This is a genomic window from Methylovirgula sp., from assembly GCF_037200945.1.
GTDB lineage: Bacteria > Pseudomonadota > Alphaproteobacteria > Rhizobiales > Beijerinckiaceae > Methylovirgula.
Window position 1 is genome coordinate 1,271,010 of the sequence record NZ_JBBCGP010000001.1, and the last position, 26,703, is coordinate 1,297,712.

The 26,703-nt window shown below is 60.9% G+C and carries 29 protein-coding genes and 1 other RNA gene; 10 read left to right on the forward strand and 20 right to left on the reverse strand.

The window, feature by feature from the left end; genetic code table 11:
- Window positions 1–9 precede the first annotated feature (9 nt).
- The gene (locus WDN02_RS06245; RefSeq protein WP_337292671.1) at window positions 10–963 is read left to right on the forward strand and encodes a quinoprotein relay system zinc metallohydrolase 2; all 954 of its coding nucleotides are present in this window, start codon (window positions 10–12) and stop codon (window positions 961–963) included.
- A 43-nt stretch (window positions 964–1,006) separates the two neighbouring features.
- Window positions 1,007–1,849 carry a quinoprotein dehydrogenase-associated SoxYZ-like carrier gene (locus WDN02_RS06250; protein WP_337292672.1) on the forward strand — a complete coding sequence of 281 codons (843 nt, stop codon included), beginning with the start codon at window positions 1,007–1,009 and terminating at the stop codon, window positions 1,847–1,849.
- Between the two features lie 15 nt (window positions 1,850–1,864).
- Here the strand turns inward: WDN02_RS06250 and WDN02_RS06255 are convergent, their stop codons facing one another.
- The 12 genes from WDN02_RS06255 to ffs form a co-directional block, all read right to left on the reverse strand.
- A complete protein-coding gene (locus WDN02_RS06255; protein WP_337292673.1) occupies window positions 1,865–2,248 on the reverse strand; it encodes a hypothetical protein in 384 nt (127 codons plus the stop codon).
- A gap of 11 nt (window positions 2,249–2,259) precedes the next feature.
- A complete protein-coding gene (locus tag WDN02_RS06260; RefSeq protein WP_337292674.1) occupies window positions 2,260–2,823 on the reverse strand; it encodes a chemotaxis protein CheD in 564 nt (187 codons plus the stop codon).
- Window positions 2,820–3,209, reverse strand: coding sequence for a response regulator (locus tag WDN02_RS06265; protein WP_337292675.1), 390 nt, complete (start codon window positions 3,207–3,209; stop codon window positions 2,820–2,822). The genes WDN02_RS06260 and WDN02_RS06265 overlap by 4 nt, the downstream gene beginning before the upstream one ends.
- The gene (locus WDN02_RS06270) at window positions 3,188–4,258 is read right to left on the reverse strand and encodes a chemotaxis response regulator protein-glutamate methylesterase (RefSeq protein WP_337292676.1); all 1,071 of its coding nucleotides are present in this window, start codon (window positions 4,256–4,258) and stop codon (window positions 3,188–3,190) included. The genes WDN02_RS06265 and WDN02_RS06270 overlap by 22 nt, the downstream gene beginning before the upstream one ends.
- Window positions 4,255–5,154 (reverse strand): protein-glutamate O-methyltransferase, encoded by a 900-nt coding sequence (locus WDN02_RS06275; RefSeq protein WP_337292677.1) that lies wholly within the window; start codon window positions 5,152–5,154, stop codon window positions 4,255–4,257. Before WDN02_RS06275 ends, WDN02_RS06270 begins: the two co-directional genes overlap by 4 nt.
- Complete coding sequence (locus tag WDN02_RS06280) at window positions 5,151–7,316, reverse strand: chemotaxis protein CheA (protein WP_337292678.1); 2,166 nt, start codon at window positions 7,314–7,316, stop codon at window positions 5,151–5,153. Before WDN02_RS06280 ends, WDN02_RS06275 begins: the two co-directional genes overlap by 4 nt.
- A gap of 17 nt (window positions 7,317–7,333) precedes the next feature.
- Window positions 7,334–7,699 (reverse strand): response regulator, encoded by a 366-nt coding sequence (locus tag WDN02_RS06285; RefSeq protein ID WP_337292679.1) that lies wholly within the window; start codon window positions 7,697–7,699, stop codon window positions 7,334–7,336.
- Between the two features lie 48 nt (window positions 7,700–7,747).
- Window positions 7,748–9,652: a methyl-accepting chemotaxis protein gene (locus tag WDN02_RS06290; protein ID WP_337292680.1), complete on the reverse strand. Its 1,905-nt coding sequence runs from the start codon at window positions 9,650–9,652 to the stop codon at window positions 7,748–7,750.
- Between the two features lie 219 nt (window positions 9,653–9,871).
- Window positions 9,872–10,477 (reverse strand): recombination mediator RecR, encoded by a 606-nt coding sequence (gene recR, locus WDN02_RS06295; RefSeq protein WP_337292681.1) that lies wholly within the window; start codon window positions 10,475–10,477, stop codon window positions 9,872–9,874.
- A gap of 1 nt (window position 10,478) precedes the next feature.
- Window positions 10,479–10,802: a YbaB/EbfC family nucleoid-associated protein gene (locus WDN02_RS06300; RefSeq protein WP_337292682.1), complete on the reverse strand. Its 324-nt coding sequence runs from the start codon at window positions 10,800–10,802 to the stop codon at window positions 10,479–10,481.
- A 17-nt stretch (window positions 10,803–10,819) separates the two neighbouring features.
- Window positions 10,820–12,634, reverse strand: coding sequence for a DNA polymerase III subunit gamma/tau (locus WDN02_RS06305; protein ID WP_337292683.1), 1,815 nt, complete (start codon window positions 12,632–12,634; stop codon window positions 10,820–10,822).
- Window positions 12,635–12,731: 97 nt separating this feature from the next.
- Window positions 12,732–12,829, reverse strand: an RNA gene (gene ffs / locus WDN02_RS06310) — signal recognition particle sRNA small type.
- Between the two features lie 93 nt (window positions 12,830–12,922).
- Here ffs and WDN02_RS06315 point away from each other — a divergent pair.
- Entirely contained in the window at window positions 12,923–13,465 is a 543-nt protein-coding gene (locus tag WDN02_RS06315; RefSeq protein WP_337292684.1) for a hypothetical protein, read from the forward strand.
- 14 nt (window positions 13,466–13,479) lie between these two features.
- Entirely contained in the window at window positions 13,480–14,181 is a 702-nt protein-coding gene (queC, locus tag WDN02_RS06320; RefSeq protein ID WP_337292685.1) for a 7-cyano-7-deazaguanine synthase QueC, read from the forward strand.
- A 9-nt stretch (window positions 14,182–14,190) separates the two neighbouring features.
- Here the strand turns inward: queC and WDN02_RS06325 are convergent, their stop codons facing one another.
- The 3 genes from WDN02_RS06325 to WDN02_RS06335 form a co-directional block, all read right to left on the reverse strand.
- Window positions 14,191–15,699, reverse strand: a complete 1,509-nt coding sequence (locus tag WDN02_RS06325) for a L,D-transpeptidase family protein (protein ID WP_337292686.1) — start codon at window positions 15,697–15,699, stop codon at window positions 14,191–14,193.
- Window positions 15,700–15,781: 82 nt separating this feature from the next.
- Window positions 15,782–16,123: a hypothetical protein gene (locus tag WDN02_RS06330; protein WP_337292687.1), complete on the reverse strand. Its 342-nt coding sequence runs from the start codon at window positions 16,121–16,123 to the stop codon at window positions 15,782–15,784.
- Between the two features lie 89 nt (window positions 16,124–16,212).
- Window positions 16,213–16,908, reverse strand: a complete 696-nt coding sequence (locus WDN02_RS06335; RefSeq protein ID WP_337292688.1) for a cell cycle transcriptional regulator TrcR — start codon at window positions 16,906–16,908, stop codon at window positions 16,213–16,215.
- Between the two features lie 273 nt (window positions 16,909–17,181).
- Between WDN02_RS06335 and WDN02_RS06340 the strand changes: the two genes are divergently transcribed.
- Complete coding sequence (locus tag WDN02_RS06340; RefSeq protein WP_337292689.1) at window positions 17,182–17,391, forward strand: DUF1192 domain-containing protein; 210 nt, start codon at window positions 17,182–17,184, stop codon at window positions 17,389–17,391.
- Window positions 17,392–17,686: 295 nt separating this feature from the next.
- Window positions 17,687–18,208 carry a DUF1465 family protein gene (locus tag WDN02_RS06345; protein ID WP_337292690.1) on the forward strand — a complete coding sequence of 174 codons (522 nt, stop codon included), beginning with the start codon at window positions 17,687–17,689 and terminating at the stop codon, window positions 18,206–18,208.
- Between the two features lie 186 nt (window positions 18,209–18,394).
- Here WDN02_RS06345 and rpmE read toward each other — a convergent pair whose 3' ends face one another.
- On the reverse strand, window positions 18,395–18,628 hold the full coding sequence (rpmE, locus tag WDN02_RS06350) for a 50S ribosomal protein L31 (protein WP_337292691.1): 234 nt from the start codon (window positions 18,626–18,628) through the stop codon (window positions 18,395–18,397).
- Window positions 18,629–18,810: 182 nt separating this feature from the next.
- On the opposite strand from rpmE, the gene WDN02_RS06355 reads away from it, so the two are divergent.
- From WDN02_RS06355 to WDN02_RS06370, 4 genes are all read left to right on the forward strand, one after another.
- Window positions 18,811–19,032, forward strand: a complete 222-nt coding sequence (locus tag WDN02_RS06355; RefSeq protein ID WP_337292692.1) for a hypothetical protein — start codon at window positions 18,811–18,813, stop codon at window positions 19,030–19,032.
- Window positions 19,033–19,241: 209 nt separating this feature from the next.
- Window positions 19,242–19,364 (forward strand): BrnT family toxin, encoded by a 123-nt coding sequence (locus WDN02_RS06360; RefSeq protein WP_337294881.1) that lies wholly within the window; start codon window positions 19,242–19,244, stop codon window positions 19,362–19,364.
- Window positions 19,340–19,687, forward strand: a complete 348-nt coding sequence (locus WDN02_RS06365) for a helix-turn-helix domain-containing protein (protein WP_337292693.1) — start codon at window positions 19,340–19,342, stop codon at window positions 19,685–19,687. The genes WDN02_RS06360 and WDN02_RS06365 overlap by 25 nt, the downstream gene beginning before the upstream one ends.
- A gap of 346 nt (window positions 19,688–20,033) precedes the next feature.
- The gene (locus tag WDN02_RS06370; protein ID WP_337292694.1) at window positions 20,034–20,261 is read left to right on the forward strand and encodes an antibiotic biosynthesis monooxygenase; all 228 of its coding nucleotides are present in this window, start codon (window positions 20,034–20,036) and stop codon (window positions 20,259–20,261) included.
- A 7-nt stretch (window positions 20,262–20,268) separates the two neighbouring features.
- On the opposite strand, the gene WDN02_RS06375 is transcribed toward WDN02_RS06370, so the two are convergent.
- The 4 genes from WDN02_RS06375 to WDN02_RS06390 all read right to left on the reverse strand — a co-directional run bounded on the left by WDN02_RS06375 (window position 20,269) and on the right by WDN02_RS06390 (window position 26,632).
- Window positions 20,269–20,838, reverse strand: coding sequence for an ATP-dependent Clp protease proteolytic subunit (locus WDN02_RS06375; RefSeq protein WP_337292695.1), 570 nt, complete (start codon window positions 20,836–20,838; stop codon window positions 20,269–20,271).
- A gap of 88 nt (window positions 20,839–20,926) precedes the next feature.
- Window positions 20,927–22,321, reverse strand: coding sequence for a dihydrolipoyl dehydrogenase (lpdA, locus tag WDN02_RS06380; RefSeq protein WP_337292696.1), 1,395 nt, complete (start codon window positions 22,319–22,321; stop codon window positions 20,927–20,929).
- A 72-nt stretch (window positions 22,322–22,393) separates the two neighbouring features.
- Complete coding sequence (odhB, locus tag WDN02_RS06385; RefSeq protein WP_337292697.1) at window positions 22,394–23,623, reverse strand: 2-oxoglutarate dehydrogenase complex dihydrolipoyllysine-residue succinyltransferase; 1,230 nt, start codon at window positions 23,621–23,623, stop codon at window positions 22,394–22,396.
- Between the two features lie 9 nt (window positions 23,624–23,632).
- Entirely contained in the window at window positions 23,633–26,632 is a 3,000-nt protein-coding gene (locus WDN02_RS06390) for a 2-oxoglutarate dehydrogenase E1 component (protein WP_337292698.1), read from the reverse strand.
- Window positions 26,633–26,703: the final 71 nt, after the last annotated feature.

Sequence of the window (26,703 nt, forward strand, 5' to 3'; positions counted from 1 at the left end):
GCGCGTATTTTGGCGAAGCGCCTCAACCTTCTAATTGTGCTGACGCTGACGGCGCTGCTGTCCTGCCAGGGCTTCGCCTATGGCAACAGCGATACGATTACCCCGCTGCCGGTTGGCGAAATCGCACCGGGCGTCTATGCGCATCAGGCGCCAGTGACGGCGATGAACGCCGCGAGCGGCGGCGACATCGCCAATATCGGCTTCATTGTTGGCGACGATGCCGTTGCCATCATCGATACGGGCGGGGCGCTGATCATCGGCGAGCGGCTGAAAAAGGCGATTGAAGCGGTCACGCATAAGCCAATCCGCTACGTCATCAATACGCACGAACACCCTGACCATATTTTCGGCAATGCCGCTTTTGTAGGTCCCGGCGTCACGTTTGTCGGCCACAAAAATCTCCCGCGCGCGATGGCAGAGCGCGGCCCCTCCTATCTCGCGACCTGGCGGCGCGTGATGACGCCGGATCTCGTGAACGGCATCAAGCTCGTACCGCCGACATTGCTTGTCAGCACCGATAAGGACGCGAAGCTCGATCTTGGCCATCGGGTGCTCGATCTGCACGCCTGGCCGCCGATGCATACCGATTGCGATGTCACGATCTTCGACGAGAAGACGGCGACGCTGTTCACCGGCGATCTCGTCTTTCTTCAGCATGTCCCGGTCGTCGATGGCAGTGTGATCGGCTGGCTGAAGGCGATGCCTGAACTGGCGAAAATCCCGGCGAAACGCGTCGTCCCCGGACACGGGACGATCGATGTCGACTGGCCGCAGGCGCTTGCCGCCGAGCAAACTTATCTGACCCGGCTGACGAAGGATTTGCGCGGCTTCATCGCGCGGGGCGCCGATATCAATGTTGCCGCCAAAGATGCGGCGAAATCGGAGGCGTCGAAATGGCAGCTCTTCGGCGTCTATAATCCGCGCAATGCGATCGCGGGGTATGCAGAACTCGAATGGCAATGAAACGGCGGCTAAAAACGCTATAATCGCCGTAAGGGAGGACGACATGCGTGGATGGCGAGGATTGGCGGCGCTGGCCGCAATGATCGCAATGGGCTGTCTGGCCTTCGCGCCAGCACGGGCCGATGATGCAAGCGCCAATCAGATGTGGAAGAGCCTTGCCGATGCGCTCTTCCCGCATCAGGCGCTGACAGAGGATGGAACCATCATCAACCTCGGGACGCCGCTTGCCGCCGACAATGGGGCGCTGGTGCCGGTGACGCTGCATATGAATTACACCGATCCCGGCCTGCCGGCGGACGACCCGCATCGGGTTAAGAAGATCACGCTGGTTATCGACAATAATCCCGCGCCGGTTGCGGCGGTGTTCGAACTTGGGCCGAAGGCGGACGTCACCAAGATCGAGACGCGCGTGCGGGTCAACCAGAACACCCGCGTCCATGCCGTGGCCGAAACCACGGATGGCAAGTTTTATGTCAGTGAATCCTTCGTCGCTGCGGCCGGTGGATGCTCGTCGGCGAGCGGCGACTCGGCTGGCTATGATGGGCCGCCCATCGGCACGATCCGTCTGCGTGCCATCAAACCGGAATATGTGAGCAACGATTCACAGCGTAAGGAAGCGGTCGTGATGATCAAGCACCCCAACAACACCGGGATGCAGATGGATCAGGAGACCCACCTTTATATCCCCGCGCGCTATATCGAAACCTTACGCGTGACTCAGGGCGACGATCTGATCTTCGCCGTGACTGGCGGCATCTCGATCTCGGAGGACCCGAATTTCCGCTTTGACTACGTCTCGAATGGCGCGAGCGGAATGTCGGTTACGGCCGTCGATACGAAGGGCGAGAAATTCGCCAAGGCCGGCGCCCTCGAGCCCGCGATGTAAAATGTTGCGCTGCGGCTAACTGAACATCTCAAAATCGCCGGGCTCGTGCGGCGCGTCTTCGTCCTTTTTAGCGAAGCTCAGATGCGTGGAGAGATCGGCAAGCGTCAAGACTTTCGTGGCGATGGTCGGATCGACCTGCCAGTCTTCCGGCAGAATGAGCGCCAGTGCGCCGAGGAAATCGGCCAGATTTTTGAGCTTCTGGCTGATGTGATCGAAGTCTTGCAATTCGCGTAAATGCGCGGGATTGCGCGCAGCCGCTTCCAAGACCAGCGGCGCGATCAGATGCTGAAGACGATGTACGGATTCACCGACATCGTCGAGGGCTTCGCACACGCGGTCCGTCACATCGGCGAGCGAGACGCATTGGATGTCCGGCCGACCCGCGCATTTAATAGACATCGCATCGATCCTTAAAAAAATTCGACATCGCCATCAACATGCGGCGCCGGTGGCGGCACGATGATCGGAACTTCCTGACCCGCGATCATGGCCTGCCGCGCCCGGCCAGACACCGGCCAGAATTGCAGCCGTCGTCCGCTCTCGCCGCCACAACTGCCGCCGAGGTAAGCTATGCCTTCGGTCTTGAGAAATCGTTCGGCGAAAATCGAATTTTGACGGCCAATGTCGGATAATTTCTCAACCGTCCGCGCACCGCCGAAAAGCTTTGCCTGAAGCCGATCCTTGCGGGCACCGTGCTGCAATAATCCGTTAACCAAAAGCTCCATCAGATGCACACCGTAGCGTTCAGCGTCACGCGTGTTGGTGTCGCGGTCAGCACCCGGCAACAAAAAATGATTCATGCCGCCGACGCGCGCGACCGGATCATGAATGCAGGCGGCGACACAAGAGCCAAGTAGCGTCAGGAGCACAACATTCGGCTGGTCAGAGACGTAATACTGACCTTGAATGATGTGTACTTTTTGCTGGCGCTCTTCGGTGTGTTCAGCTCTGTGCGCGGCATTATGGAGCGTCATTTAAGTTTTCCGAAGACGGCTTCGATCGCGCCCTTCAGGACCGGGATGGTGAACGGCTTGACCAGATAATTATTGACCCCGAGTTTGATCGCACGCTCAATCAAGGCGCGGTCGCCGCGGCCCGTCAACATGATGAAGGCTGCCTTTTGCGTCGACGGATGGGCGCGCACTGCCTGTAAAAACTGCAAGCCATCGAGCTTTGGCATATTGAGATCGGAGATGACGAGATGCGCCGGCTTCTGCAGCAGCGCTTTCAACCCCTGCTCGCCATCGCCGGCTTGCTCGATATCCTGGATCCCGAGCTGCTGCAGGCCGTCGCGAATCAGAGCGCGACTGGTGAGCTGGTCGTCGACGATCATCGCCCTTATGGCTGACGCGAACGGCATGCTTTTACTCCTTCCTCGTCCCGATTCGTGAGACGCAGAATTTCATTGCCGATCTTTTCGAGCGGCAATTGCTTTTCCACCGCATCGACCTCGAAGGCGACGCGGGGCATTCCGTAAACAAGGCTTGTCGCGCGATCCTGCCCGATCGTCATCGCGCCGGCGCGGCGCATGGCGAGAAGCCCATCGGCGCCGTCGCGGCCCATGCCGGTGAGAATCACGCCAACAGCCTTCGATTTGGCGGCGATACAAACCGAGTTGAACATGACATCGACAGACGGCCGATGGCCGTTGACCGGTCCGGCGTTGCTCAAGCGACAACTCAAGCCTCTGCCAGCAACGATTTCAAGATGCGTCGTTGTGCCGGGCGCGAGATAGATCTGGCCCTGCTTCAGCGGCGCGCCGTCGCTGGCCTCGCTCACACGCGGCGCACATAGCCGATCAAGCCGATCGGCGAAACTCTTGGTGAACGTCGCCGGCATATGCTGGGTCACGACCGTCGGCGGGCAATTCTCGGGAAATTTCGACAACACCGAGATCAAGGCTTCGACGCCACCGGTCGAGGCGCCAATGGCGATAATTCTGCCGTCGGATTCATAGACGCTCTGCTTTGGCGCGGCAGGTGCCGGTGCGTCCTGGCGCAGTGGTTTCATGAGATGCAGCCGCGCAGCGGCGGCGGCCTTCACTTTGGCGGCCAGATCGGGAAACAATTCGCGGTCGCCCGGCGCCGGTTTGGCGATGCAATCGAACGCGCCGATTTCGAGCGCCTTGATCGTCGCCTCGGTGCCGCGCGCGGTGAGATTCGAGATCATAATGACCGGCGTTGGCCGCAGCTTCATGATTTTCGAGAGAAAATCGATGCCATTCATGTTCGGCATTTCGACATCGAGCGTCACGACGTGGGGCTCAAGCGCCTTGATGGCCTCGCGTGCCTCAAGCGGATCGGCGGCTTGGCCGACGACTTCGATATCCGGATCCTGCGCCAAAATCTGGCTGATCAGATGCCGCATCGTCCGCGAATCATCGACAACGAGAACCTTGGTCTTGTTCACTTGCGCGCCTCTTGTCTCAGACGGTACGTGGTGATGCCATCGCTTTCGAAGCGTGCGGCGGCAGGTCCAGACACGCGTTCCGAATGGCCGATGTAGAGGTGCCCACCTGGCACGAGCTGCGGCACGAAGCGACCCCACAGCGTTGCCTGTGTATCCGCTTCGAAATAGATCACGACGTTGCGGCAGAAGATTGCGTTGAACTGGCCGCGCATCGGCCAATTGCCGATAAGGTTGAGTTCGCGGAAAGCCACGAGGGTGCGCAAGGCGTCGTTCGCGGTCCAGACTTTGCCGCCGGCGCCGCGCGTGGACGAAAACCAGCGCAGGCGCTGATCGGACGGCACGGGCTGCATCAACGCGTCGCCATATATGCCGGCGGTTCCTTCGGCGACCATGTTGGGGTCGATGTCGGTCGCTAAAACCCTGATGTCGTAATTGGCGGCATCGGGCAGCATCGAGAGAATTGTCAGGGCAATCGAATAGGGCTCGGCACCGTTTGAACACGCCGCAGACCAGAACCGCACGCGGCCGCCGTGGCGCGCCTTTTCGATCAGGGCCGGCAGAACCTGTTTGCGTAAATGCTCGAAATGATGCGGCTCGCGGAAGAAACGCGTGACGTTCGTCGTCAGCGCCGCAAGCATTTGCTGGCGCTCGCTGACACCGGCGTGAGACGAGACAAGCTCGCAATAGTCGCGAAAGCTTTCGAGCCCCAGCGCGCGCAATCTTTTTGCCAGCCGCGAATAGACGAGCGCGGCCTTGCCGTTCGGCACATGAATACCGGCATCGGCGTGCAGCATTTCCGCGATCCGACGAAAGTCGGCGTCCGTCATTACAAATTCGGCCGAGATCGCGGCGGAAGCCCGCTGCGCCTCGATCGCTTTGGTCGGGACGCTTGTCATGCCGCTTCGCTAATCCCCGAGCCGATATTCTCTTGCGTGTTGGCGATCACAGCATCCACATCGAGGATCAGCGCCACGCGGCCGTCACCCAGGATGGTCGCGGCGGCAATGCCGGGCACGTGGCGATAATTTGCTTCGAGACTCTTGATGACAACCTGCCGCTGCCCCTGGATGGCATCGACAAGGAAGGCGCTGCGGCCGCCACCCTCCGTCTCGACCAGAATGACCACGCTCGCCAAGGCGTCGCTCGCCCCGCCGCGATAGCCGAGTTCGCGGCCGATATCGATCAGCGGGGTAAACTTGTCGCGGATTGAGATCACGCGGGCCTGGCCGCCCATGCTGTGCACCTCGCCGGGTTTGGCCTGCAAGGTTTCGACAATGGCGGTCAGCGGAACGATGAGCGTCTGATCGGCGACTGTCACGACCATCCCGTCGAGTACGGCGAGAGTCAGCGGCAAGCTCATCGTAAAGGTCGAACCGCGGCCGGGACGCGAAGAGATCGAGATGCGGCCGCCGAGCGCCTGGATCGAACGTTTCACCACGTCCATGCCGACGCCGCGCCCGGAGATGTCGGAGATTTCCGATGCGGTCGAAAATCCGGGCAGGAAAATCAGATTGTCGATCTCGTCGTCGCTGAGCATTGCGTCGGCGGCAATCAACCCCTTGTCGATCGCGATCTGCTTCACGCGCGGACGGTTGATACCGGCGCCGTCGTCGGATATCTCGATCACGATGCGGCCAGAACGATGCAGGGCGGAGAGACGGACGGTGCCTTCTTCCGGCTTGCCGGCGGCGATGCGCGTCTCCGGCTTTTCCAAACCGTGATCGATAGCGTTGCGAATCATATGGGTGAGCGGATCGCTCAAACGCTCGATCACCGTCTTGTCGACTTCGGTGTTTTCGCCATCGGTGACGAGACGCACGGCCTTGCCGGTCATCACCGCGAGTTCGCGCACAAGCCGCGGCATCCGCTGGAAGACGGATTTCACCGGCTGCGCCCGGATCGCCATCACGCTATCCTGGATTTCACGCGTCAATTGTTCAAGTTCGTCGAGGCCGATGACAATGCCCGACGCGCGGGCAAGTCCTGCCTCGGTCACGCGCTGCGCGAGCATCGCCTGATTGATGACGAGTTCGCCGACGAGATCGATCAGCCTGTCCACGCGATCAAGATCGACGCGGATCGTTGCCGTGGCGCCTTTGTTTTCCGCATCGCCGGATTTTGCCACGGCAGGCGCTGACGTCACGGGCTCGGCCAAATCGTGCTTGGCCACCGGGAGAGTGACGACAGGCGTTGCATCGATTTGCGGTGCGGGTGCTTTCGCTGCAGAAATCTCGGCTTGCGGTGCCTGAACACGCGCGAGAAGCGCGGCAAGTTCGTCGTCGAGACTGGTGTCGCCTGTCGAAGGCTCGGATTCGTTCGTTATCTCAAGATCGCAATCCCAGCTGACGAAATCGAAGACATCGCGCACCGCGTCTTCATCTTTCGTTGTCGTGAGCCTGATCGTCCAGGAGAGATAGGCACCCTCCGGATCGAGTTCGCTGAGGAGCGGAAGGTCGGAAATATCGCAAGACGTTTCGAGCTCGCCGAGTTCGGCGAGTTCACGCAGGATCAAAGCCGTCTCGTTCGCCTTGGCGTAGAGGCTGGGCTTGGGTTTGAAGTAGATGATGAAGACATTTTCGGCGGGTGGCGGCGGTGGCTCGTCGCCGAGATCGAAATCGATCAGCACCGGCTGAAATTCGATGCCAGAGAGATCGTCGTCGGGTTCTGCTGCGTCGCCAGGGTTGAGCGCGCGTAATTCGTCGGCGAGCTTCTGGCTGCGGCTTTCATCGATGCTGCCGCCGTCGCGGGCGGCGCGGACGAGATCCGCTAGCACATCGGCCGCGCGCAAAAGAACTTTCAGCAGGTCCGGCGTCGCTTCAAGCCGGCCGGCGCGGACGTGGTCGAGCGCGGTCTCGAACACATGCGCGAATCGGACCAAGTCTTCGAGGCTGAAGGCGCCGGCACCGCCCTTGACGGAATGGACGGCCCGAAAGACGGCGTTGACCGTCTCTGGATCATGATCGCCACTTTCCATGGCGAGCAGGCCGGTCTCCAATTCCGCGAGCTGTTCTTCGCATTCTTGAAAGAACGTCTGTTTAATCGCCGCCATCGGGTCCATGGCACGCCTCCGTCAGGTCAGGCTGCAACGCGGCGAACGGCGGCGACGAGTTTCGTCGGGTCGAAGGGCTTGACGATCCAGCCCGTGGCTCCGGCGCGGCGGGCGCGATCCTTCTTCTCTGCGTCACTTTCCGTCGTCAGAACGAGAATAGGCAGCGCACGGTATTTGGCGTCGTGGCGGACTTTCTCGATAAAGCCGAAGCCATCGAGACGCGGCATGTTGATGTCGGTGACGATCACATCCGGCGTTTCGCCAGCAAGCACCTCAAGCCCGTGCATTCCGTCTTCGGCTTGCACCACGCGATAACCTGCGTCGGAAAGCGTCAGCAGAAGCATGTCGCGCATCGTGCGAGAATCATCGACCGTGAGAACCGTTTTGGTCATCGCGATATTCCTTTGGAAATTGCTTAGGTAGAGTTTGCAGCAGAGGCCTTAAAATTCTTCCCACTCGTCATTGGCCGGTTTCGGCGCGGCGCCGCCCCGGGCACCGAGCGTCTTCATGGCCGGCCGTGCGGTGCTTTTGGCGGCTCGCTTCTGCGGCGCTTCAGTCTCGCCGACCTGGAAGTGCCCGACGAGCTTGGTCAGCTCTTCGGTTTCACGCGACAGCGTATGGCTGGCAGCGGTCGATTCCTCGACCATGGCAGCGTTCTGCTGCGTCACCTGATCCATCTGATTGACGGCGGTGTTGACCTCTTGCAGACCCGTTGCCTGTTCACGCGCGCTTGTCGCGATGTCGGTCACGATCGTGTCCATTTCTGCGACCTGCGTGAAAATGCGTTCCAGCGCCTTGCCGGTTTCGGTCACGAGACCGACGCCCTGTCCAACCTGTGTGGTGGAAGTCGAGATCAGCCCCTTAATCTCCTTGGCCGCTTCGGCAGACCGTTGTGCGAGGGCGCGAACTTCCGAGGCGACGACGGCGAAACCACGACCTGCATCGCCCGCGCGGGCGGCTTCGACGCCAGCATTGAGCGCGAGCAAATTGGTCTGGAAGGCGATCTCATCGATGACGCCAATGATCTGGCTGATCTGCTGCGAAGATTTTTCGATGGCATTCATCGCATTGACGGCCTGACGAACGACGTTGCCGCCCTTCTCCGTGTCAGTTCTCGCAATGGCGACAACTTCGCGGGCATGGTTCGCGCCTTCGGCGGTCTTGCGTACCGTCGCCGTGATCTCGTCGAGCGCTGCCGCGGTCTCCTCAAGGCTTGCGGCCTGCTGTTCCGTCCGGCGCGAAAGATCGTCCGCCGCGGAGGAAATTTCCTGCGAGCCGGAGCGAATCGCCATCGTGTTCGAATTGACGTGCACCATGACCTGCTGCAACTGCTCGATCGAGGCGTTGAAGTTGGTGCGGATTTTCTCGTATTCGCTGGCGAAGGCCTTGACGATCCGGAAGGTCAAATCGCCGTCCGAAAGGCGCTGCAACGCCTCGGTGATCGAGGTCACAAAGACGTTGTGCGCGTCAATATACTTCTGTGTCTCGATCTCCTGGCGCGCTTGTTCTTCCTGCGCAGCCTGACGCGCCGCCTCGGCGGCAGCTTCAAGCCGGGCCTTCTCGACAGCATTGTCCTTGAAGACCTGGATGCGTTGCGACATCTCGGCGATCTCATCGCCATTGCCCATGGGCGGCACGCCCGTATCGAGCCGGCCTTGCGCCAACCTCTTCATGCAATCGTTCAAAATCTGGATTGGGAAAGCAATGCGCCGATCCAACTGATAGCCGGCATACCCGGCGACGAGGAGGGCGAGAAGGCCACCGACAATTTGCGCGAGGTGGACGAACCAGATCGCGCTGCTTTCGGCGCTTTCGGCTGCCGCGGAAATTTCCTGGGCGCGGGCGCGCGCGTCATCGCTGGCGGCCCGAACGATGCTCATCGCCGTGCCACCTGTCGCGGTTTTGGCGAGAGCGAGTGCCTGCGGCAAGGTCCGGGGGTCGCTGCCGAGCTGCATTTCCGGGTCGCCGGTTTCGCGATGCCAGCCGTCGCTTGCCGCCGCGAATTTATCGAGCGCCGCGAGCATGTCCGGATCGTTATTCGCTTCGGCGCGTGCATCGGCGATCTGGTTACTGAATATCTGCGTGGCCGTGGCGTAAAGCACCCTGAAATGTGCCTTGTCGTCGGCGAGAAGAAGACCCCGCGCGGAGGCGTTCAGGTCGTATTCGGCGGCCAGAGCGTTGTCGAGATGATCGACGAGGCGAAACGAAGCAGCGCGTGCTTCGATCGAAGACTCAGCGTGATGAACGGCGACTTCGATGGCGACGGATGTGGTCGCCACGACGCCGAGCACGGCCGCGAATGCAACGATAAGTTTCTTCGAGATGGGTAAATTCTTCGACGCCACGCCTGCCTCCATTCAGCGAGCGCCGCGGTCCTGCGGCGCGCGGCCGGGGACATCGGCGCCATCGGAATGGCGACCATTGTTAACGAGCGAGTTCTCTGCCCCACACAGCCAAGATGTTTCTAGATGAAAAGAGTGAATAAATTAGATGCAGTCACATCGGTTGAAGTTACTTCGCGCGTACAACTTGGGTGTGACGTGCGTAAAGCGACGCTGGCGAAGTTAAAAATCGGTGCGGCTGCGGATTGCCGCGACCAACGTGCCTTCATCGAGGTAATCGAGTTCGCCGCCGACGGGAACGCCGTGCGCCAAACGTGTCACGCGCACCGCAAACGGCGCCAGCAGATCGGTGATGTAATGAGCCGTGGTTTGTCCATCGACGGTGGCATTGACGGCCAGAACGACCTCGGTGATCTCGTCTTGCGCCACGCGCCCGGCGAGGCTCTTCAGATTGAGATCGTCCGGCCCCACCCCATCGAGAGGTGACAAGGTTCCGCCGAGCACATGGTAGCGCGCTGAGAGCGCGCCGGCACGTTCCAGCGCCCAGAGATCGGCGACTGTTTCGACGACGATCAGCAATTTCGAATCGCGCCGCCCATCACGGCAGATTGTGCATGGGTTGCACGAATCGACATTGCCGCATTCGCTGCAGACGACAATGCGCTCGCGCGCAACCTGCATCGCCTCGGCGAGCGGCCCCAGCAATTGTTCGCGTTTGCGGATCAAATGGAGCGCGGCGCGGCGCGCCGAGCGCGGGCCGAGGCCCGGCAGTCGCGCCAGCAATTGGATCAGGCGCTCGATCTCCGGGCCGGCGATACGTTCAGCCATTTCAGAATGGCAGCTTGAAACCGGGGGGCAATGGCAGGCCGGCGGTGAGACTCTGCATGCGCTCTTCCATCACCCGTTCGCCCTTCTTGCGCGCATCGTCATGCGCGGCGACGATCAGGTCCTCGAGCATGTCCTTGTCTTCGGGCTTCAGCAGCGAGGGGTCGAGCGTGATACCTTTCATCTGGCCCTTGGCCGTCAAGGTAATGCGAACCATGCCGCCACCCGACTGGCCTTCGACCTCAACGCGCTCAAGCTCCGCCTGCACGTCCTGCATCTTCGCCTGCATGGCCTGCGCCTGCTTCATCAAGTCGAACATTCCGGCCATGTCGTTTCCTCGAATAATTACAGATCGTCGTCCGTGATCGTTGAATCTATATAAGCGATATCTTCCGGTATTGCCGGGCTTTCGGCGGATTCGGTTTCGCGCACCGCGACAATTTCCGCACCCGGGAATTGATCCATCACCGCACGCACGAGCGGGTCGGCGCGCACCCCGTGCAGGCTCGCGGCCGTAGCCGCTTCGGCCTGTTCTTTCAGGCTGGGTGCCCCCGCCTCGCGTGAGACAGCGACCATCCAGCGCCGGCCGGTCCATTCCTGCAGTCGCCGCATGAGCGTTTGCGCGATCTGCGCCGAGGCGCCCGGCGCGAGGGCGAATTCGATCGACCCTTCCTCGAAGCGCACGAGACGCACATCACGCTCAAGCGCCATCTTCAATTGAATGTCGCGCGTCGCGGCAGCCTGCGCCACAACGTCCTCGAAGCGGGACAGCCGCAACCCGGGCTCGGCCAGCTGTGCCTGCGGCTGCGGTTGGGGTGCTTGGGCGCGCATCGCCGCGCCGCTCGTGCGGGCCATCGACGGTGGGGGCGGACCGCCTGCCGAGACAGGCTCGCGGGCGGGGACCGGGAGCGCCGAATTTTGCGATCCGGGGCCGAGGCGCCGCAAGGCCTCATCCGGCGTCGGCAGATCGGCGGCATAGGCGAGCCGCACCAGGATCATATCCGCGGCGGCGAGAGGGCGCGGCGAATCCTTGATCTCGCTCAGGCCTTTCAGCAGCAATTGCCAGGCACGCGTCAGCACCGGGAGCGACAGTTTTTGCGCGAATTCGCTGCCGCGCGTGCGCTCCGCTTCGCTCAGCGCCGGATCTTTCGCCGTCTCGGGCACAAGCTTCAGCCGCGTCACCACGTGCGTGAATTCCGCCAATTCGCCGAGCACGCGCTGCGGATCGGCGCCGGCGTCATAAAGCGCCTTCATCGCATTCAGCGCCGTTGCGATGTCGCCGCGCATGACATCGGCAAAGAGATCGATGAGCCGCGTCCGATCGGCGAGGCCGAGCATCTGCCGCAGATCGTCGGCCTTCACCTCGCTCCGCAGACTGCCTTTGGCGTGGGCAATCGCCTGGTCGAGCAGAGACAGCGCATCACGCACCGAGCCTTCCGCCGCCCGCGCGATAAGTGCCAAGGCCTCCGGCTCCGTGGCGATTTCTTCTTTCGTGCAAATGGTGCCGAGATGCGCGACGAGCCGGTCGGCCTCGATACGCCGCAGATCGAAACGCTGACAGCGCGAGCGAACCGTCACCGGGACTTTCTCGATCTCGGTCGTCGCGAAGATGAATTTCACATGATCCGGCGGTTCTTCCAGCGTCTTCAACAGCCCGTTGAACGCCGCCTTCGAGAGCATGTGAACTTCGTCGATGATGTAGACTTTGGTTCGCGCCAGGACGGGCCGGTACCGGGCGTTGTCGATGATCTCGCGGATGTCGTCGATGCCGGTATGCGAGGCGGCGTCCATCTCGATCACATCGACATGACGCGAATCGATGATCGCCTGGCAATGAACGCCAAGTTCCGGCATCCGAATGGTTGGCTGGCTGATGGCCGCTTTGCCGTCTTGCGCCGGCACTTCGTAATTGAAGGCGCGGGCGAGGATGCGCGCGGTCGTCGTTTTACCGACACCGCGTACGCCAGTCAGGATATAGGCTTGATGGATGCGGCTGAGATCGAACGCGTTCGATAGCGTCGTGACCATCGCCTCCTGACCGATGAGATCATCGAAATTGGTCGGCCGGTATTTCCGCGCCAGCACGCGATACGGCGCGGCCGGGGCCGCATCGCCGCCAGCCGGCAGGAGGGAAGGTTCAGCGCTGTGATCTTCGGCCATTCAGCCCGTCATCGCGAGCGGAGCGAAGCGATCCGGTCTTGTCCCGGCTTGCTTGGCCGCTGCGTTTCTCGCAACGACGCAGCGCTCGAAAATAAGAAGTGGGAGGCTGGACAGAAACCCGCCCGGTTCTCGTCTGGGCTGCTTCCTTCCGGACCTGACCCGGTTGGCGAGTGGTACGTCCACCGCCAACCTCCCGGCTCTTATTTGGACTATCGAAGCCAAATCCGCAATAGATTGTCCAGCGACAATGGCCGAACGCGGTCAAACCCGGAATAGGGTACTTTTTCAATGCGTTGTCTGTCCAAGGCGGAAGCCGCAGCCATTCTTGACCCGCGCGGCACTTCGATCCGGCCGCCGGCGCCGATCGATCGTCTCGGCGCACGACCGCCCGGAGACATTGCCCTTCTTCCCGATTTTATCCGCGAGTTAAGCCGTTGGCTCTCCCCGGATGGTGAAAGGCTGCTTTGGATCGATCATTGGGAGCCCGGCGCTTACGGATTCGATCATGCGATTCTTGCGTTGATACGCGCGGGATTGCGCGAGCCCCGTGCCTTGGATGAGGCACCCGGATATTTGTTCGAGGCTCAGAATTGGGCCGCCGAGGATCAGGCTGAGGTTTCAATCGAGATGGCGCGAAATCTGGGGGAGCTCATCGGGCTAGCCTCCCTTGTCATGCTGACCCAATCTTATGGTTGGCTGCTGTCGACGGAGTCCGCCGACCGGATCGAGTTTTGGGAAGGCAATTTCTTTTTTTATTCGCGCGAACCCGACCAGATCATCCGCGCCTATACGATCGTCGATCAATTCGACTGTTCGCGCGATCTGAAATAAAAAAGGCAATCATCATGACGAAAGCGCTCGTGCTTTTTTCCGGAGGGCAGGATTCGACGACCTGTCTCGCCTGGGCGCTTGCCCGCTTCGATCATGTCGAAACGATCGGTTTCGATTACGGCCAGCGCCACCGGATCGAGCTCGATCAGCGGGCCAAGATCCGCGAGAAGATCGTGGCTCTCCGCCCAGGCTGGGTCGCGCGGCTTGGTGAGGACCATCTGATCGATCTTGCCGTGCTTGGCCAGATTTCAGCGACGGCGATGACGCGGGATGTCGAAATCGTCATGCAGGAAAACGGCCTGCCCAACACCTTCGTCCCTGGCCGCAACCTCGTCTTTCTGACCTTCGCGGCGGCGGTCGCCTATCGCCGCGGCCTGACGCATATCGTCGGCGGCATGTGCGAGACGGATTTCTCCGGCTATCCGGATTGCCGCGACGCGACGATCAAGGCGATGCAGACGGCGCTTAATCTCGGCATGGAAAAGGACTTCGTGCTCGAGACGCCGCTGATGTGGCTCGACAAGGCGCAGACCTGGGCGCTGGCCGCGGAGCTTGGTGGCGAGCCGCTCGTCGATCTCATTCTCGAAGACACGCATACCTGCTACCTCGGCGAGCGCGGCGTGCGGCACGAATGGGGCTATGGCTGCGGCAGGTGTCCAGCTTGCACATTGCGCGCGCAAGGCTGGGCGAAGTACCGCGCCGCCGCCGCGGCTTAAGCCCAAAAATTATTGGCTGTTCGGTGGCGTCACGGGTGCAGGAGACTGCGCATCGGCCGGCGCCGTGCTTTGCACAGCAGATGGCACAGCGCTCGCGGCCTGCGGCCCGGGGGCTGTTTGCTGCGCCGGTTTCGGCGCGAACATGTTTGTGAGGGAAAAGCCGTGGCTCGCTGCCGGCGCCGCAGATGGCGCTGAGGCAGTTTGTGCCGGCTGCTGCGGAATGGGTGCGCCCGGTTGGCTTTGCGCTGGTTCAGCCGTCGCTATGGCCGGAGCCGGGGTCGCCGCAGGTTGCGCCGACTTGTTGAAGCCGAAGAAGTTCGAGAAGGGCGCGGGCTTTTGCGGCGTTGGCGCGGCGACCGCTGGTGCACCGGTGCTTCCTGTCGGCTGTGTGTCAACGGGATCGGTTTCGCCGCGCGCCAAACGCAACGCCTGCGCCTTTTTCTCCGCGGCGATCGCCGCCGCAAGGTCTTTCGCCCGTTGGGCTTTCAATTGTATCAGCGTCGGCGCTTTGCCATGCCGCTTGATCGCGACATCAACAGGTCCGGTGGCGAGTGCGTCCGGACGGCTGACATCATCGATCTTCGCGCCCTTGAAGACCGGGTTCTGGCCGCCATCGGCATAGGCGGTATGAACTGCGGCGACGCCGGTGCCGACAAGCTCGGCGATGCGCGCGTCGTCGCGCGCTTCCCTGGCGACGACTTCGTCATGCACCATCTCGTCGCGTCGCAAAGCCGGGCAGGGGGCGGTCGGATCGAAACTTTCGCCATCCGACGGCTTCGCGTTGAACACGTAATGCATGTTGCAGACGCCGACTGCGACTTCGTGTTTCGTCACTTCAAAATTGTCGGCGCCGTTCTTTAACTCACGCCAGAAGTCGACGTTGGGGTCGAACCGGTATTTTGCGAGATTCTCGGCCGTCATGTGGAACGGCATGGACTGCATCTGGATTTCCGGCTGGCCGGCAGCAAAGGCCTCGCGCGCGATCGTGTAGATTTCGCCGATCTCCGGATTGGTCATCGAGAAACAGCCGGCCGACGAGCAAATGCCATGCACCATGATCGAGTCGCCACTGTAGCCGTGGACGCGGTCATAGAGGTTCGGATAGCCGACGTTGAACGACAGGTAATAGTTGGAGTGCGGATTCATCTGCGACGGATAGATCGCGTAGAACCCTTCCGGCACCTGCCGGTCGCCCTGCTTCTTCTTGGGGCCGAGCTGGCCAGACCAGCGGCACATCGGATAGGTTCGGAGCAGCGCGTAACGCCCATCCGAGCGCATCTTCCAGACCTCGAACTCCGCTTCCTTCTTGTAGGTGCGAAAAAGGACCGGTGCCTGCGGGCTGGTGCCCTTGGCCTGCATCAGGGCGAGCATTTGCGGCGACAACGGCGCGTAAGCGCGATCAACGAGACCGTCGCTTCCAGAATCCTCTTCGCCGACGCAGCCGCTCAAAAGTGCGGCTAGAGCCACAGCCGCGGCGATCGCGGCCAAACGGCGAAGCGAAGAGAAACGGAACGGCATAGACATAACTCTCGACGGCCCCCTTTTGGCCTGGCCGCCATCTAGAAGCGTTATCCTTATCGGCCGGTTACTTCAATCGCTGCTACCAAAAGCCGGCAGCGTAGCCTTCATGCGGATTTGGCCGCCAATAAGGCGGCGCATAGGGCCAGAAGCTGTCGGCATAGACGCCGCGCGAGATGCAGACGTTCTGGATGCCCGCCCGGGTGACCTCGTTATAGAGGTTCATCTGCGGCAGTGGCACGATTTTGCAGCTCGGTGGAGGCGGCAGAAAGGCGACCGGAGGCGGCAGGGGCAGGTGCCGGCGGTGGCGATAATAGGGGTGATCGAGGTCGGCGGCCTGAACACCGGTCACCGCGAAAAGCCCGGCCATAGCGATGCCCAGCCGGAGCCCGCGGATTGTCTTTCTATTAACCATAAAAGCCATTCTTCCGGCTCCAGCGCGGCTGATCCCGCACGATTCGCCGGACAATGGCGCCTTAAGCTTGCCTCTCGCTTAAGCCGTGAGCCTTTGTCTCAAGCCTTGGGTTTGGCGAAAACGGACTCGGCGTCGAAATGGTCTTCCTCTTGCGGCGCCGCTGGCCTGTGCGAGAAGACGTCGCCGTCATGCTGGCCTTCGGGGCGCGGCGCGGTCGTGATCTCGGCCGGTACGAGCGTCTGCTTGCGGTCCTCTTCGACCGGCACCCGTTCCTTGGCCGCGCGATTGACCTCGAAATCGAGATCCATCTGCGAGCAGAGACCCAGGGTGACCGGGTCCATGGGCGTCAGGGCGGCCGAATTCCAATGCGTGCGGTTGCGGATCGCCTGCAGCGTCGTTTTCGTCGTGCCGACGAGACGCATGATCTGCGCGTCCTTCAATTCCGGATGGTTGCGCAAGAGCCAGAGGATCGCATTCGGACGGTCCTGGCGGCGCGAAAGCGGCGTATAGCGCGGCCCGCGGCCACGTTTGACTTCCGGCAGCCGAACCTTGGATTGCGCCAGCCGCAAATGATGCGACGGGTCTTTCTCACCCTCGGCGATCTCCTCGCGCGTCAACTGGCCGGACGTGATCGGATCATGGCCCTTGATGCCGGCGGCGACTTCGCCATCGGCAATGCCCTTCACCTCGAGCGGATGCAATTTACAGAAATCGGCGATCTGATCGAAGCTGAGGGATGTGTTCTCGACGAGCCATACGGCCGTCGCCTTGGGCATGAGCGGGGCGTCGGTCATTCCAGTCTCCTTTGGGTCTCGGCGGCGCTTGAGCGGTAAGGCGGCTCGGCAGCAAGACCGGACTATGGGCCCGCATCCTCCGATGCGGCGGGACGAACTTGAGCGCGGCCATAAACCACCGCACCTAAGTTCCGAATTTGGGGGATCGACCCTTTTCTAAGCGACCCGGCGGCGCAAAGCAATGCGCCACATTCGAGATCGAATATAATATGGTTCGAGTAAATTACGCAGCGGATCGACACGAACCGGGCGACATTTCAAGGGAGCGTAGTGATGGGCCGCCAAGGGGAGGACGATCCTTTTGCGCCAGTTCGCAAGCCGCCGGAGCATGTCCTCGGTCAGCCGCTCGACGACCTGTCGATCGAGGAACTAAAACTCCGCATCGAGGCGTTGAAAGCCGAAATTTCCCGGCTCGAAGACGCGCAGCGCGCCAAGTCCGCCAGCCAGGCCAGCGCGGCAGCGTTTTTCAAGCCAGCGTCCTGAACCAGCCGGCGGCAATCATTAACCTTTTATTAAATTTTGCGCGCGCATCCTAAGGGTTAGCCGGTAGTCAACCGGACAAAACCGGCGGCTTTGGCCGCGGTTTCTCCCTCCCCAACACCGTGACTTTCAGAGCCGCTTCGGCGGCTCTTTTTCTCATCTGCACCATGCGGCGCAGCGACTTTCGCGATCCTTTGCATGTTAACCTTACTTAAAACTTAATGCCCGGCGTTCCGCTGAAGGTCCTAATATCAACGCGGAAAATTCTGACCGGAAAGAGTTAGGTAAGAGCGCCGCAATGATCCAGCTGTCGACGAGTGAGCCAGACGCCGCATTGTCCTTCGCCAATAAATTGGTGTCGTCTGAATCCTTCAAAACCCTCTTCCGCGACGGCATGACGCTCGTCGAGGAAACCGCGGCCTATCTCGATGGCGAGGGACGCGAAGACGCCAAGACATTGCCGCGCCTCGGCGCGCTGGCCTATGCGACGGAGAGCATGCGGCTGACGACGCGGCTGATGCAGACCGCCTCCTGGCTCCTGTTGCAGCGGGCGGTGAACGAAGGCGAATTGACCCAGAGCGAAGCGGCGTCCGAGAAGCGAAAGGTCCGCCTGAGCGAGCAGCAGACCGGAATCAGCCCGGATGCCGCAAAGAAATTGCCGGAGCGGTTTGTCGCGATCATCGATCGTTCGCTGCGGCTGCAAAGCCGCATCCTGCACCTCGATCGCGTGCTCTATCAGGCAGCGGACGAGGCGCCGGTGCTCAGCCGGCCGCTTGAGCCGCAACTTGAGCTTCTGCGCGCAGCCTTCGGCGGCGAATAGCGGGCTGTCGCAAAGTTTGGCGCAATCTTCCCAAGTGTCATGGCCGTGCTTGTGCCGGCCATCCACGCGGGGACGCTGCTACTTCGTTGCAATCACTACAGTAATGTCTCGGCGTGGGCGGCCGGCACAATAACACGTGCTCGGGCGGCCGAAGGCGGACCCGAGTGCCGGCCATGACGGCGAATCTTACTTCTTGGCGGCGATACCGATATTGCCGAAACGCGTGTTAAAGCGCGACAGACGGCCGCCGCGGTCGAGCAATTGCTGCGAACCGCCGGTCCAGGCCGGGTGCGTTTTGGGATCGATGTCGAGGTTCAGCGTCGCGCCTTCCTCGGCATAGGTCGAGCGGGTGTAGAATTCCGTTCCATCGGTCGTAACGACCTTGATGAAGTGATAGTTCGGATGACCTTCCGATTTCATCGTCAAAATCCACATGTTGGGGCGGCGCAGAGGCCGCAAAAATAAGGGGCGCCTTGACGCGAGGCGCCCCTATAACCTTTTCACGCCCGGCTCACAAGTGAACATGTGAGCCGGTAGTGCCCCAGTTTGAAAATTCGAGATGATTTGCTCCCACGGAAGATTCGGCAACATAGGAAACTACAGTGTCTAAAGAAGCCGTAACCGCAGCATCCAAGCATCTTATCGAAGACTACAACCTTCGGCCAGGCATCGCGATCGTCGTCGCCCGGGCCGGACCAGATGACATCATCCACGTCTTCACGGTCAAAGGCAAAGAACGCTTCATGCCGAAGCTGCCCGATACATTCGAAGGATTCCCGATCACGCAATCAAAATGTGATCCGCCCAGATTCCTCGCGGCCTAGGCCTCACGTTTATGCTTGACAATGTACGCTACAAGCGTATACGATTGTATCACAATGGACTTCGAGTGGGATGAAGCTAAGAACGAACAAAACCTGCGCCAACGTGGCTTCGGCTTTGATTACGCTGCTTGCCTATTTGATGGTCCGGTTCTCGAACAATCGACGCCAGACACGATTACGGCGAGACCCGCATCCAGGCCATAGGTCAGATAGGCGAAGATATTCTCTTCGTTACTTATACCGACCGTAATGGAGAAATCCGGCGGATTATTTCCGCCCGAAAAGCCAATAGGAAAGAGCGCCTGCTATGGCAATCGTTCGTAAATCCCTAGATCAAATTCGCGCACGACAGCCGTCCGTAGACCGTGCTCGTCTTGCCGCGACGACTGAAGAAGATATTCGCCGGCATGCCATCGAGGACGATGAAAATCCGGATGCGCCGCTGGCACAATTCGCGCTCGTGATCCCGGTTCATGCTGTTCGCCGGAAACTCGGCATGACCCAAGAGGCATTTGCCGACCTTCTCCGAATCCCGATCGGCACGATCAGGAACTGGGAACAAAACCGGGTTCAACCGGACCCGGCAGCACGAGCACTTCTGACGATTTTATATCGCCAGCCAAAGGCAGCGCTCAAAGCCTTACAGGCGGCCTAAAACCAAGACAGGCCGCCCATCACCTCGAATTTTCAAACTGAAGGCATTACCTGTGAGCCGAAGCTTTTTGGCCTTACTGGGTCGACTGCTGCTTTTTGCGCTCCTGAACTGATCGGCCAGCGCCGTCGTCGAGTATTGGCCGCTGGAGAGGACTTCAGCCACGGCGTCGAAATAGCCAGTGCCGACTTCGCGCTGGTGGCGGGTCGCGTCGATGGCACCGGCAATGTCTCGAGAAGGCCGGCGTCCGGCCGGTTTCCCTTAGCGCAGACGTGCGCCCGGCCGTGACGCCCTATGGTGCCATCGAGGCGCGTTATTCCATCGGGCTCGGCTGCGAGAGGTTGCATCAATGCTGAAGCAACTCGGCGAAGCCAACGCGCGCGAAGCGGGCCATCTGCGCACGATCGTCGGGCTGCAGCTCGATCATCCCAATCATTTCACGCTGATCGAAGTCTGGATCAAACGCGCCGCGTTCGAAATGCATGAAGCGGCAAAGCCGACGCGAGATTTCCGCACGAAACTCGCAGCGATGATTGGCGCGCTTTACGATTCGCGTCTTTACGAGATGATCGAATAAAGCGGCCTCAGACAACCGCCGCGATGAGGCCGAGCCTTTGGGCTTCGGACGCTTCGATGTACCAATCGTTGGGCGTCTTTTTGAGCACCTCTTCCATTGTCACCTGCGAGCCGCGGATCAGATTTTCGAAACCCTCGTTTTGGATGATGATCGAGGCTTCGATTTCATGCAGGAGCGCCTTCACGGTCGCGACGCAGGTTGTCAGCGGTCCGTTGATGTTGAGGGTCTTGGCGAGTTTGCGTTCGTGGATCATCAGCCGCGTGCCGCGCGTCAGAAAACGGTTTTCCGGCAAGAAAAAACTCATGAAGGTCGTGCCGGCGGAATAGATTGCCGCCTTGCCGAGGAAGACGAAGCGGCGGTTGGGTGCCATGTCGCTGTGATAGCGGACATCCTCGCCCATCATCCGCGCGACTTCCGGGTCGCCGCCCAGGGTTGAAAGTTCGACGACGATTGTGCCTTCCGCCGGCGCATTCCCAAGTTGAAAGCGGAAGTTATTGTACATGGCGTAATCGACTGGCCCGGACAGCAAGATCGCGGGCGCGCGAAACAGCGTGACATCGACGGGTGCGAAAGACATCGGCGGCCAATTCCCCTCAAGCGGAGCGAAGCCGCACCGCCACCGCATAATGCTGCGGCGCCGCAGGGGTTCCGCTTATAGGAAGCTGTCAAATGTGAATGGCGCGCTTGGCGACGGCGAGTGCAGCTTCGCGGATCGCCTCGGAGAGGGTGGGGTGCGCGTGACAGGTGCGGGCCAAATCTTCCGCTGAGCCGCCGAATTCCATCAGCACGCAAAGTTCGGCGATGGCCTCGCCAGCACCCGCGCCGACGATATGCGCGCCGAGAACCCGGTCGGTCGTGGCATCGGCGAGGATTTTGACAAAGCCTTCCGTCTGTCTGTTGGCGCGGGCGCGGCCATTCGCGGTGAAGGGAAATTTGCCGGCATTGTAGGCAATCCCCCTGGCTTTCAATTCTTCTTCGGTCGCACCGACCGAGGCAATTTCGGGCATCGTGTAGACCACGGAGGGGATCGCCTCGTAGTTCACATGCCCATGCTGGCCGGCGATGATCTCGGCAACGGCGATGCCTTCATCCTCGGCCTTATGCGCCAGCATCGGTCCGCGCACGACATCGCCGATCGCATAGATGCCCGGCACGTTGGTGGCGAAATGCTCGTCGATGACGACGCGGCCGCGCTCCGTCGCGATCCCGGCAGCTTCCAGTCCCAGCCCGTCTATAAATGGACGCCGGCCAATCGCGACGAGCACAATGTCCGCATCGCGGATAATCTCGTCGCCGCCGTTTGCCGGAGCGATCGTGACCTTGATTCCCGACTCCGCCTTGTCGGCTTTGGTGACCTTGTGGCCGAGCAGGAATTCAAAGCCCTGCTTTTCGAGCATCCGCTGGAACTGCCGTCCGACTTCGCCATCCATCGGTCCAAGGATGTGGTCGAGGAATTCGACGACGAGCACTTCAGCGCCAAGCCGCCGCCAGACCGAGCCCAATTCGAGCCCGATAACGCCCGCACCGACGATGACGATCTTGCCGGGCACCTTGCCGAGCGAGAGCGCGCCAGTTGAAGAGACGATCTGCGTCTCGTCGATTTCGAGGCCGGGCAGCGGCGCGACGTCGGAGCCTGTGGCGATAACGATGTTCTTCGTCACCAGGCTCTGTCTCGCGCCATCATCCGTCGTCACCTCGACGACGCCGGCCTTCTTGATCTCGCCCGTCCCGATAAAGCTGTCGATCTTGTTCTTCTTGAAGAGAAAGGCGACGCCGTTCACATTGGCCGCGACGGTATCGTCCTTGTGCTTCATCATGGCTTTGAGATCGAGCCGCGGCTTGTCGACGATCACGCCGAACCCCGCGAGCGCATGATCGGCCTCCGCGAATTTCTCCGACGCCGCGAGCAGCGCCTTCGAAGGAATGCAGCCGATGTTGAGACACGTGCCGCCGAAGGTCTTGTTCTTTTCGACGACGGCAACCTTCAGGCCTAATTGCGCGGCGCGAATGGCACAGACATAACCGCCGGGACCTGTGCCGATGACGATGAGATCATACATGGATTGTTGGTCCTAAAGTCCCAGCGCGCGGCAAATGCGGGCGAGACAATGAATCTAGTGCGGTTCAGTGCGTCAAATATCGAGCAGCAGCCGGGCCGGGTCTTCGAGCGCCTCTTTCACACGGACGAGGAAGGTCACCGCCTCCCTGCCATCGACGATGCGGTGATCATAGGTCAGGGCGAGATACATCATCGGGCGGATTTCGACCTTGCCGCCGATCGCGACCGGCCGATCCTCGATTTTGTGCATCCCGAGTATCGCCGATTGCGGCGCGTTGAGGATCGGCGTGGACATCAATGAGCCGTAGACGCCGCCGTTGGTGATCGTAAATGTGCCGCCTTGCATGTCCTCGATCTTGAGCGAGCCATCGCGGGCCCGCCGGCCGAGATCGGCAATGTTGCGTTCGATTTCGGCGAGGCTCAGCCGATCGCAATCGCGCACAACCGGAACGACAAGGCCCTTGTCCGTGCCAACGGCGATGCCGAGGTGGTAATAGTTCTTGTAGATGAGGTCAGCCCCATCAACCTCGGCGTTGATCGAGGGAATTTCCTTCAACGCGGCGACGCAGGCTTTGGCGAAAAAGCCCATGAAGCCCAGCTTGATCGCGTGTTTCTTTTCAAACGCGTCCTTGGTGCGGGCGCGCAGCGCCATGACTGCGCTCATATCGACCTCGTTGAAGGTCGTCAGCATCGCGGCGGTGTTCTGTGCGTCCTTCAGGCGGCGCGCGATGGTCTGGCGCAGCTTAGTCATCCGCACGCGCTCTTCGCGCGGCGCATCCTCCATCGGAACGGGGATACGCGCCTGCGGCAATGGCGGCTCGGGCACGAGCGGCGCCGTCGGGGCCTCCATGAGCGCCGAGAGCACGTCGCCTTTGAGCACCTGACCGCGCTTGCCAGAGCCGGAGATTGCCGCCGGGCCGAGATTATTGTCGGCGGCGATTTTCGCTGCGGCGGGCGATGGCGGCATGGAAGGCGCCGCGACGGGGGCTGCCGCTTGCGGCACAACCGTTGGGGCAGGGGCTGCTGCCGGCTTCGGCGCAGCGGCCGGAGCCGCGGGTGCGCCAGCACCTTCCGTGATGGCGCCGAGCAGGGCGTCGGGCTTCACCACCGTGCCGCTTTCGGCCGCGATCTCGCTGAGCACACCGGCGCTCGGCGCGTTCACTTCCAGCGTCACCTTGTCGGTCTCAAGTTCGACCAGCGGCTCGTCGGCTTTCACCGTTTCGCCGGCTTTCTTGAACCAGCGGCCGATCGTGGCCTCGCTGACCGATTCCCCTAACGCCGGGACGCGAATTTCAATCGTCATTTTGGTTCCTTAAGCGGCAAGCGCTTCGTCAACGAATGCTTTCAATTGCGCCAAATGTTTCGGCATCAGGCCGGTTGCCGTCGCCGCCGACGCCGGTCGCCCGACATAGACAGGCCGGCTCACTTTGCCGCCGGTCTGGCCGAGCACCCATTCGAGATAGGGTTCGACAAAACTCCAGGCGCCCATGTTCTTCGGTTCTTCCTGACACCAGACGATGTCAGCCTTTTTATAAAGCGACAGCTTCTTGATCAGCGCCTTGAGCGGGAACGGATAAAGTTGTTCGACGCGCAAGAGATAGACGTCGTCGATGCCGCGCTTGGCGCGCTCGTCCAGGAGGTCGAAATAGACCTTGCCCGAACAGAGGACGACGCGACGGATCTTGTCGTCGCGGACGAGCTTGATCTCGCCACCCTCGTGCATTTCGGCATCGTCATAAAGCAGGCGGTGGAACGTCTTGTCGGCATCGAATTCCTCGATCGACGAGACGGCGCGCTTGTGGCGCAGCAGCGATTTCGGCGTCATCAGGATCAGAGGCTTGCGGAAGTCGCGCTTCAACTGCCGCCGCAGGATGTGGAAATAATTCGACGGCGTCGAGCAATTGGCGACCTGCATATTGTCTTCGGCACACATCTGCAGATAGCGCTCAAGCCGCGCCGATGAATGTTCTGGTCCCTGGCCCTCGTAGCCATGCGGCAACAGGCAGACGAGGCCGGACATACGCAGCCACTTGCGCTCGCCAGATGAGATAAACTGATCGAAGACGACCTGCGCACCATTGGCGAAGTCGCCGAACTGCGCCTCCCACATGGTCAAGGCATTCGGCTCGGCAAGGGAATAACCATATTCGAAGCCGAGCACGGCTTCTTCCGACAGCATTGAGTTGATGACCTCGTAGCGCGCCTGGCCTTCACGGAGATGATTCAGGGGGACGTAGCGCGCCTCGCTCTGCTGATCGATCAACACGCTATGGCGCTGCGAGAAGGTGCCGCGCTCACTGTCCTGACCGGAGAGCCGGACCGGATAACCTTCGTCAAGCAGGCTCGCGAAGGCCAGAGCTTCGCCCGTCGCCCAGTCGATCCCTTCGCCCGAGTCGATCGCGCGTTTGCGTGTGTCGAGGAAGCGTTGGATTGTCTTGTGGAGGTGAAAACCCTCCGGTACGGCGCAGAGGCCGACGCCGAGTTCGCGCAGCTTGGAAATAGCGACGCCGGTCTTGCCGCGGCGTGCTTCGTCCACCTGATCGGCCGGGCGCAGCGACGACCAGCGGCCGTCGAGCCAATCCGCCTTGTTGGACTTATAGACCTGCTGGCCGGCATCGAATTCTTCATCGAGCCTCTTGCGCCAATTGCCCTTCATCTCGTCGACATCGGCCTCGGTGACGACGCCTTCCTTGACCAGCTTCTCCGCATAGATCTGCAAGGTCGTCGGGTGCGAGCGGATGCGTTCGTACATCAAGGGCTGGGTGAACGACGGTTCGTCGCCTTCGTTGTGGCCGAAGCGGCGATAGCAGAACATGTCGATCACGACCGGCTTGTGGAACATCTGCCGGAATTCGACGGCGACTTTCACCACATGGACGACCGCTTCCGGATCGTCGCCATTCACATGGAAAATCGGCGCCTCGATCATCTTCGCCGTATCCGACGGATAGGGCGACGAGCGCGAATAACGCGGGTAGGTCGTGAAGCCGATCTGATTGTTGATGATGAAATGGATCGAGCCGCCGGTGCGGTGGCCCTTGAGCCCGGAGAGACCGAAACATTCGGCAATCACACCCTGGCCGGCGAACGCCGCATCGCCATGGATCAACAGCGGCATGATCTTGCTGCGTTCGACATAATCGTGCAGTTGATCCTGCTTGGCGCGCACTTTACCGAGCACGACCGGATCGACAATTTCGAGATGCGACGGGTTGGCGGTCAGCGACAGATGGACATGGTTGCCGTCGAAGTCACGATCCGAGGAGGCACCCAAATGATATTTGACGTCGCCAGAACCCTCGACCTCTGAGGGCGTGAACGAGCCACCCTTGAATTCGTGGAAGATCGCGCGGTGCGGCTTCGCCATCACCTGCGAGAGCACGTTGAGGCGCCCGCGGTGGGCCATGCCGAAGATGATCTCTTTCACGCCGAGTGCGCCGCCGCGCTTGATGACTTGCTCCAGCGCCGGAATCATCGATTCGCCGCCGTCGAGACCGAAGCGCTTGGTGCCGGTGAACTTCAGATCGATGAATTTCTCGAATCCCTCAGCCTCGATCAGCTTGTTGAGGATGGCGCGCTTGCCCTCGCGCGTGAAGGTAATCTCCTTGTTCGGCCCTTCGATGCGCGCCTGCAGCCAGGATTTTTCCGCTGGGTCGGAAATATGCATGAATTCGTAGCCGATCGTGCCGCAATAGGTCCGGCGCAGGATGGTCAGCATCTGCGGAATGGTCGCGAATTTGAGCCCCATCACACCGTCGATGAAAATCTGCCTTGTGTAATCGGCTTCGGTGAAACCGAAGTTCGACGGATGCAGAAGTTCCTGCTCGCCCTTCGCCTGCAAGCCGAGCGGATCGAGGTCCGCTTCGAGATGGCCGCGCATGCGATAGGCGCGGATCATCATGAGCGCGCGGATTGAATCGCGCGTCGCCTGGCGCAGTTCCGCATCGCTATGGCTGCCGTCGTTATGGACATGCTTGAGCTTTGCGCCGAGGGCGGATTCGATCGCGTCCCAGTTTCCGTCGAGCGCAGCCAGCGTCTCGTCACGCGGCGGCGGCACAATCTCAGCCTTCCAGGCCGGGCCCTGCACGCTTTTCTCAACGTGGATCGGGTCGTCCTTCAATTCGGCAAAGAAGCTGCGCCATTGCGGATCGACCGAATTCGGATCGCGCGTGTAATTTTCATAGAGCTGTTCGGCATAGGCGGCGTTGCTGCCGTCCAGAAACGAGGTGGAGGCAAAGGTGTGGTTGCTCGTCGAGCGCGCCAATGCTGCGCCGCCGGAGCCGTTCTGCCCATTGCTGCCTTGCCTTGCCATATACTTTCTCCGAGCTTTCGCTCTTACAAATACCACGCTCAGACGGCGAAGATGTGCGATCCGTCCCGGGG

Excerpts from the sequence above, each read along its gene's own strand:
- lpdA (WP_337292696.1), bottom strand. The coding sequence starts at position 22,321 with ATGTATGATCTCATCGTCATCGGCACAGGTCCCGGCGGTTATGTCTGT.
- WDN02_RS06280 (WP_337292678.1), bottom strand. The coding sequence starts at position 7,316 with ATGGACCCGATGGCGGCGATTAAACAGACGTTCTTTCAAGAATGCGAA.
- rpmE (WP_337292691.1), bottom strand. The coding sequence starts at position 18,628 with ATGAAATCGGAAGGTCATCCGAACTATCACTTCATCAAGGTCGTTACG.
- WDN02_RS06275 (WP_337292677.1), bottom strand. The coding sequence starts at position 5,154 with ATGACAAGCGTCCCGACCAAAGCGATCGAGGCGCAGCGGGCTTCCGCC.
- WDN02_RS06255 (WP_337292673.1), bottom strand. The coding sequence starts at position 2,248 with ATGTCTATTAAATGCGCGGGTCGGCCGGACATCCAATGCGTCTCGCTC.
- recR (WP_337292681.1), bottom strand. The coding sequence starts at position 10,477 with ATGGCTGAACGTATCGCCGGCCCGGAGATCGAGCGCCTGATCCAATTG.
- WDN02_RS06265 (WP_337292675.1), bottom strand. The coding sequence starts at position 3,209 with ATGCCGTTCGCGTCAGCCATAAGGGCGATGATCGTCGACGACCAGCTC.
- WDN02_RS06260 (WP_337292674.1), bottom strand. The coding sequence starts at position 2,823 with ATGACGCTCCATAATGCCGCGCACAGAGCTGAACACACCGAAGAGCGC.
- WDN02_RS06345 (WP_337292690.1), top strand. The coding sequence starts at position 17,687 with ATGATCCAGCTGTCGACGAGTGAGCCAGACGCCGCATTGTCCTTCGCC.
- WDN02_RS06300 (WP_337292682.1), bottom strand. The coding sequence starts at position 10,802 with ATGGCCGGAATGTTCGACTTGATGAAGCAGGCGCAGGCCATGCAGGCG.
- WDN02_RS06340 (WP_337292689.1), top strand. The coding sequence starts at position 17,182 with ATGGGCCGCCAAGGGGAGGACGATCCTTTTGCGCCAGTTCGCAAGCCG.
- WDN02_RS06325 (WP_337292686.1), bottom strand. The coding sequence starts at position 15,699 with ATGCCGTTCCGTTTCTCTTCGCTTCGCCGTTTGGCCGCGATCGCCGCG.
- WDN02_RS06370 (WP_337292694.1), top strand. The coding sequence starts at position 20,034 with ATGCTGAAGCAACTCGGCGAAGCCAACGCGCGCGAAGCGGGCCATCTG.
- WDN02_RS06305 (WP_337292683.1), bottom strand. The coding sequence starts at position 12,634 with ATGGCCGAAGATCACAGCGCTGAACCTTCCCTCCTGCCGGCTGGCGGC.
- WDN02_RS06365 (WP_337292693.1), top strand. The coding sequence starts at position 19,340 with ATGGCAATCGTTCGTAAATCCCTAGATCAAATTCGCGCACGACAGCCG.
- WDN02_RS06335 (WP_337292688.1), bottom strand. The coding sequence starts at position 16,908 with ATGACCGACGCCCCGCTCATGCCCAAGGCGACGGCCGTATGGCTCGTC.
- WDN02_RS06315 (WP_337292684.1), top strand. The coding sequence starts at position 12,923 with ATGCGTTGTCTGTCCAAGGCGGAAGCCGCAGCCATTCTTGACCCGCGC.
- WDN02_RS06285 (WP_337292679.1), bottom strand. The coding sequence starts at position 7,699 with ATGACCAAAACGGTTCTCACGGTCGATGATTCTCGCACGATGCGCGAC.
- queC (WP_337292685.1), top strand. The coding sequence starts at position 13,480 with ATGACGAAAGCGCTCGTGCTTTTTTCCGGAGGGCAGGATTCGACGACC.
- WDN02_RS06390 (WP_337292698.1), bottom strand. The coding sequence starts at position 26,632 with ATGGCAAGGCAAGGCAGCAATGGGCAGAACGGCTCCGGCGGCGCAGCA.
- WDN02_RS06250 (WP_337292672.1), top strand. The coding sequence starts at position 1,007 with ATGCGTGGATGGCGAGGATTGGCGGCGCTGGCCGCAATGATCGCAATG.
- WDN02_RS06330 (WP_337292687.1), bottom strand. The coding sequence starts at position 16,123 with ATGGCTTTTATGGTTAATAGAAAGACAATCCGCGGGCTCCGGCTGGGC.
- WDN02_RS06375 (WP_337292695.1), bottom strand. The coding sequence starts at position 20,838 with ATGTCTTTCGCACCCGTCGATGTCACGCTGTTTCGCGCGCCCGCGATC.
- odhB (WP_337292697.1), bottom strand. The coding sequence starts at position 23,623 with ATGACGATTGAAATTCGCGTCCCGGCGTTAGGGGAATCGGTCAGCGAG.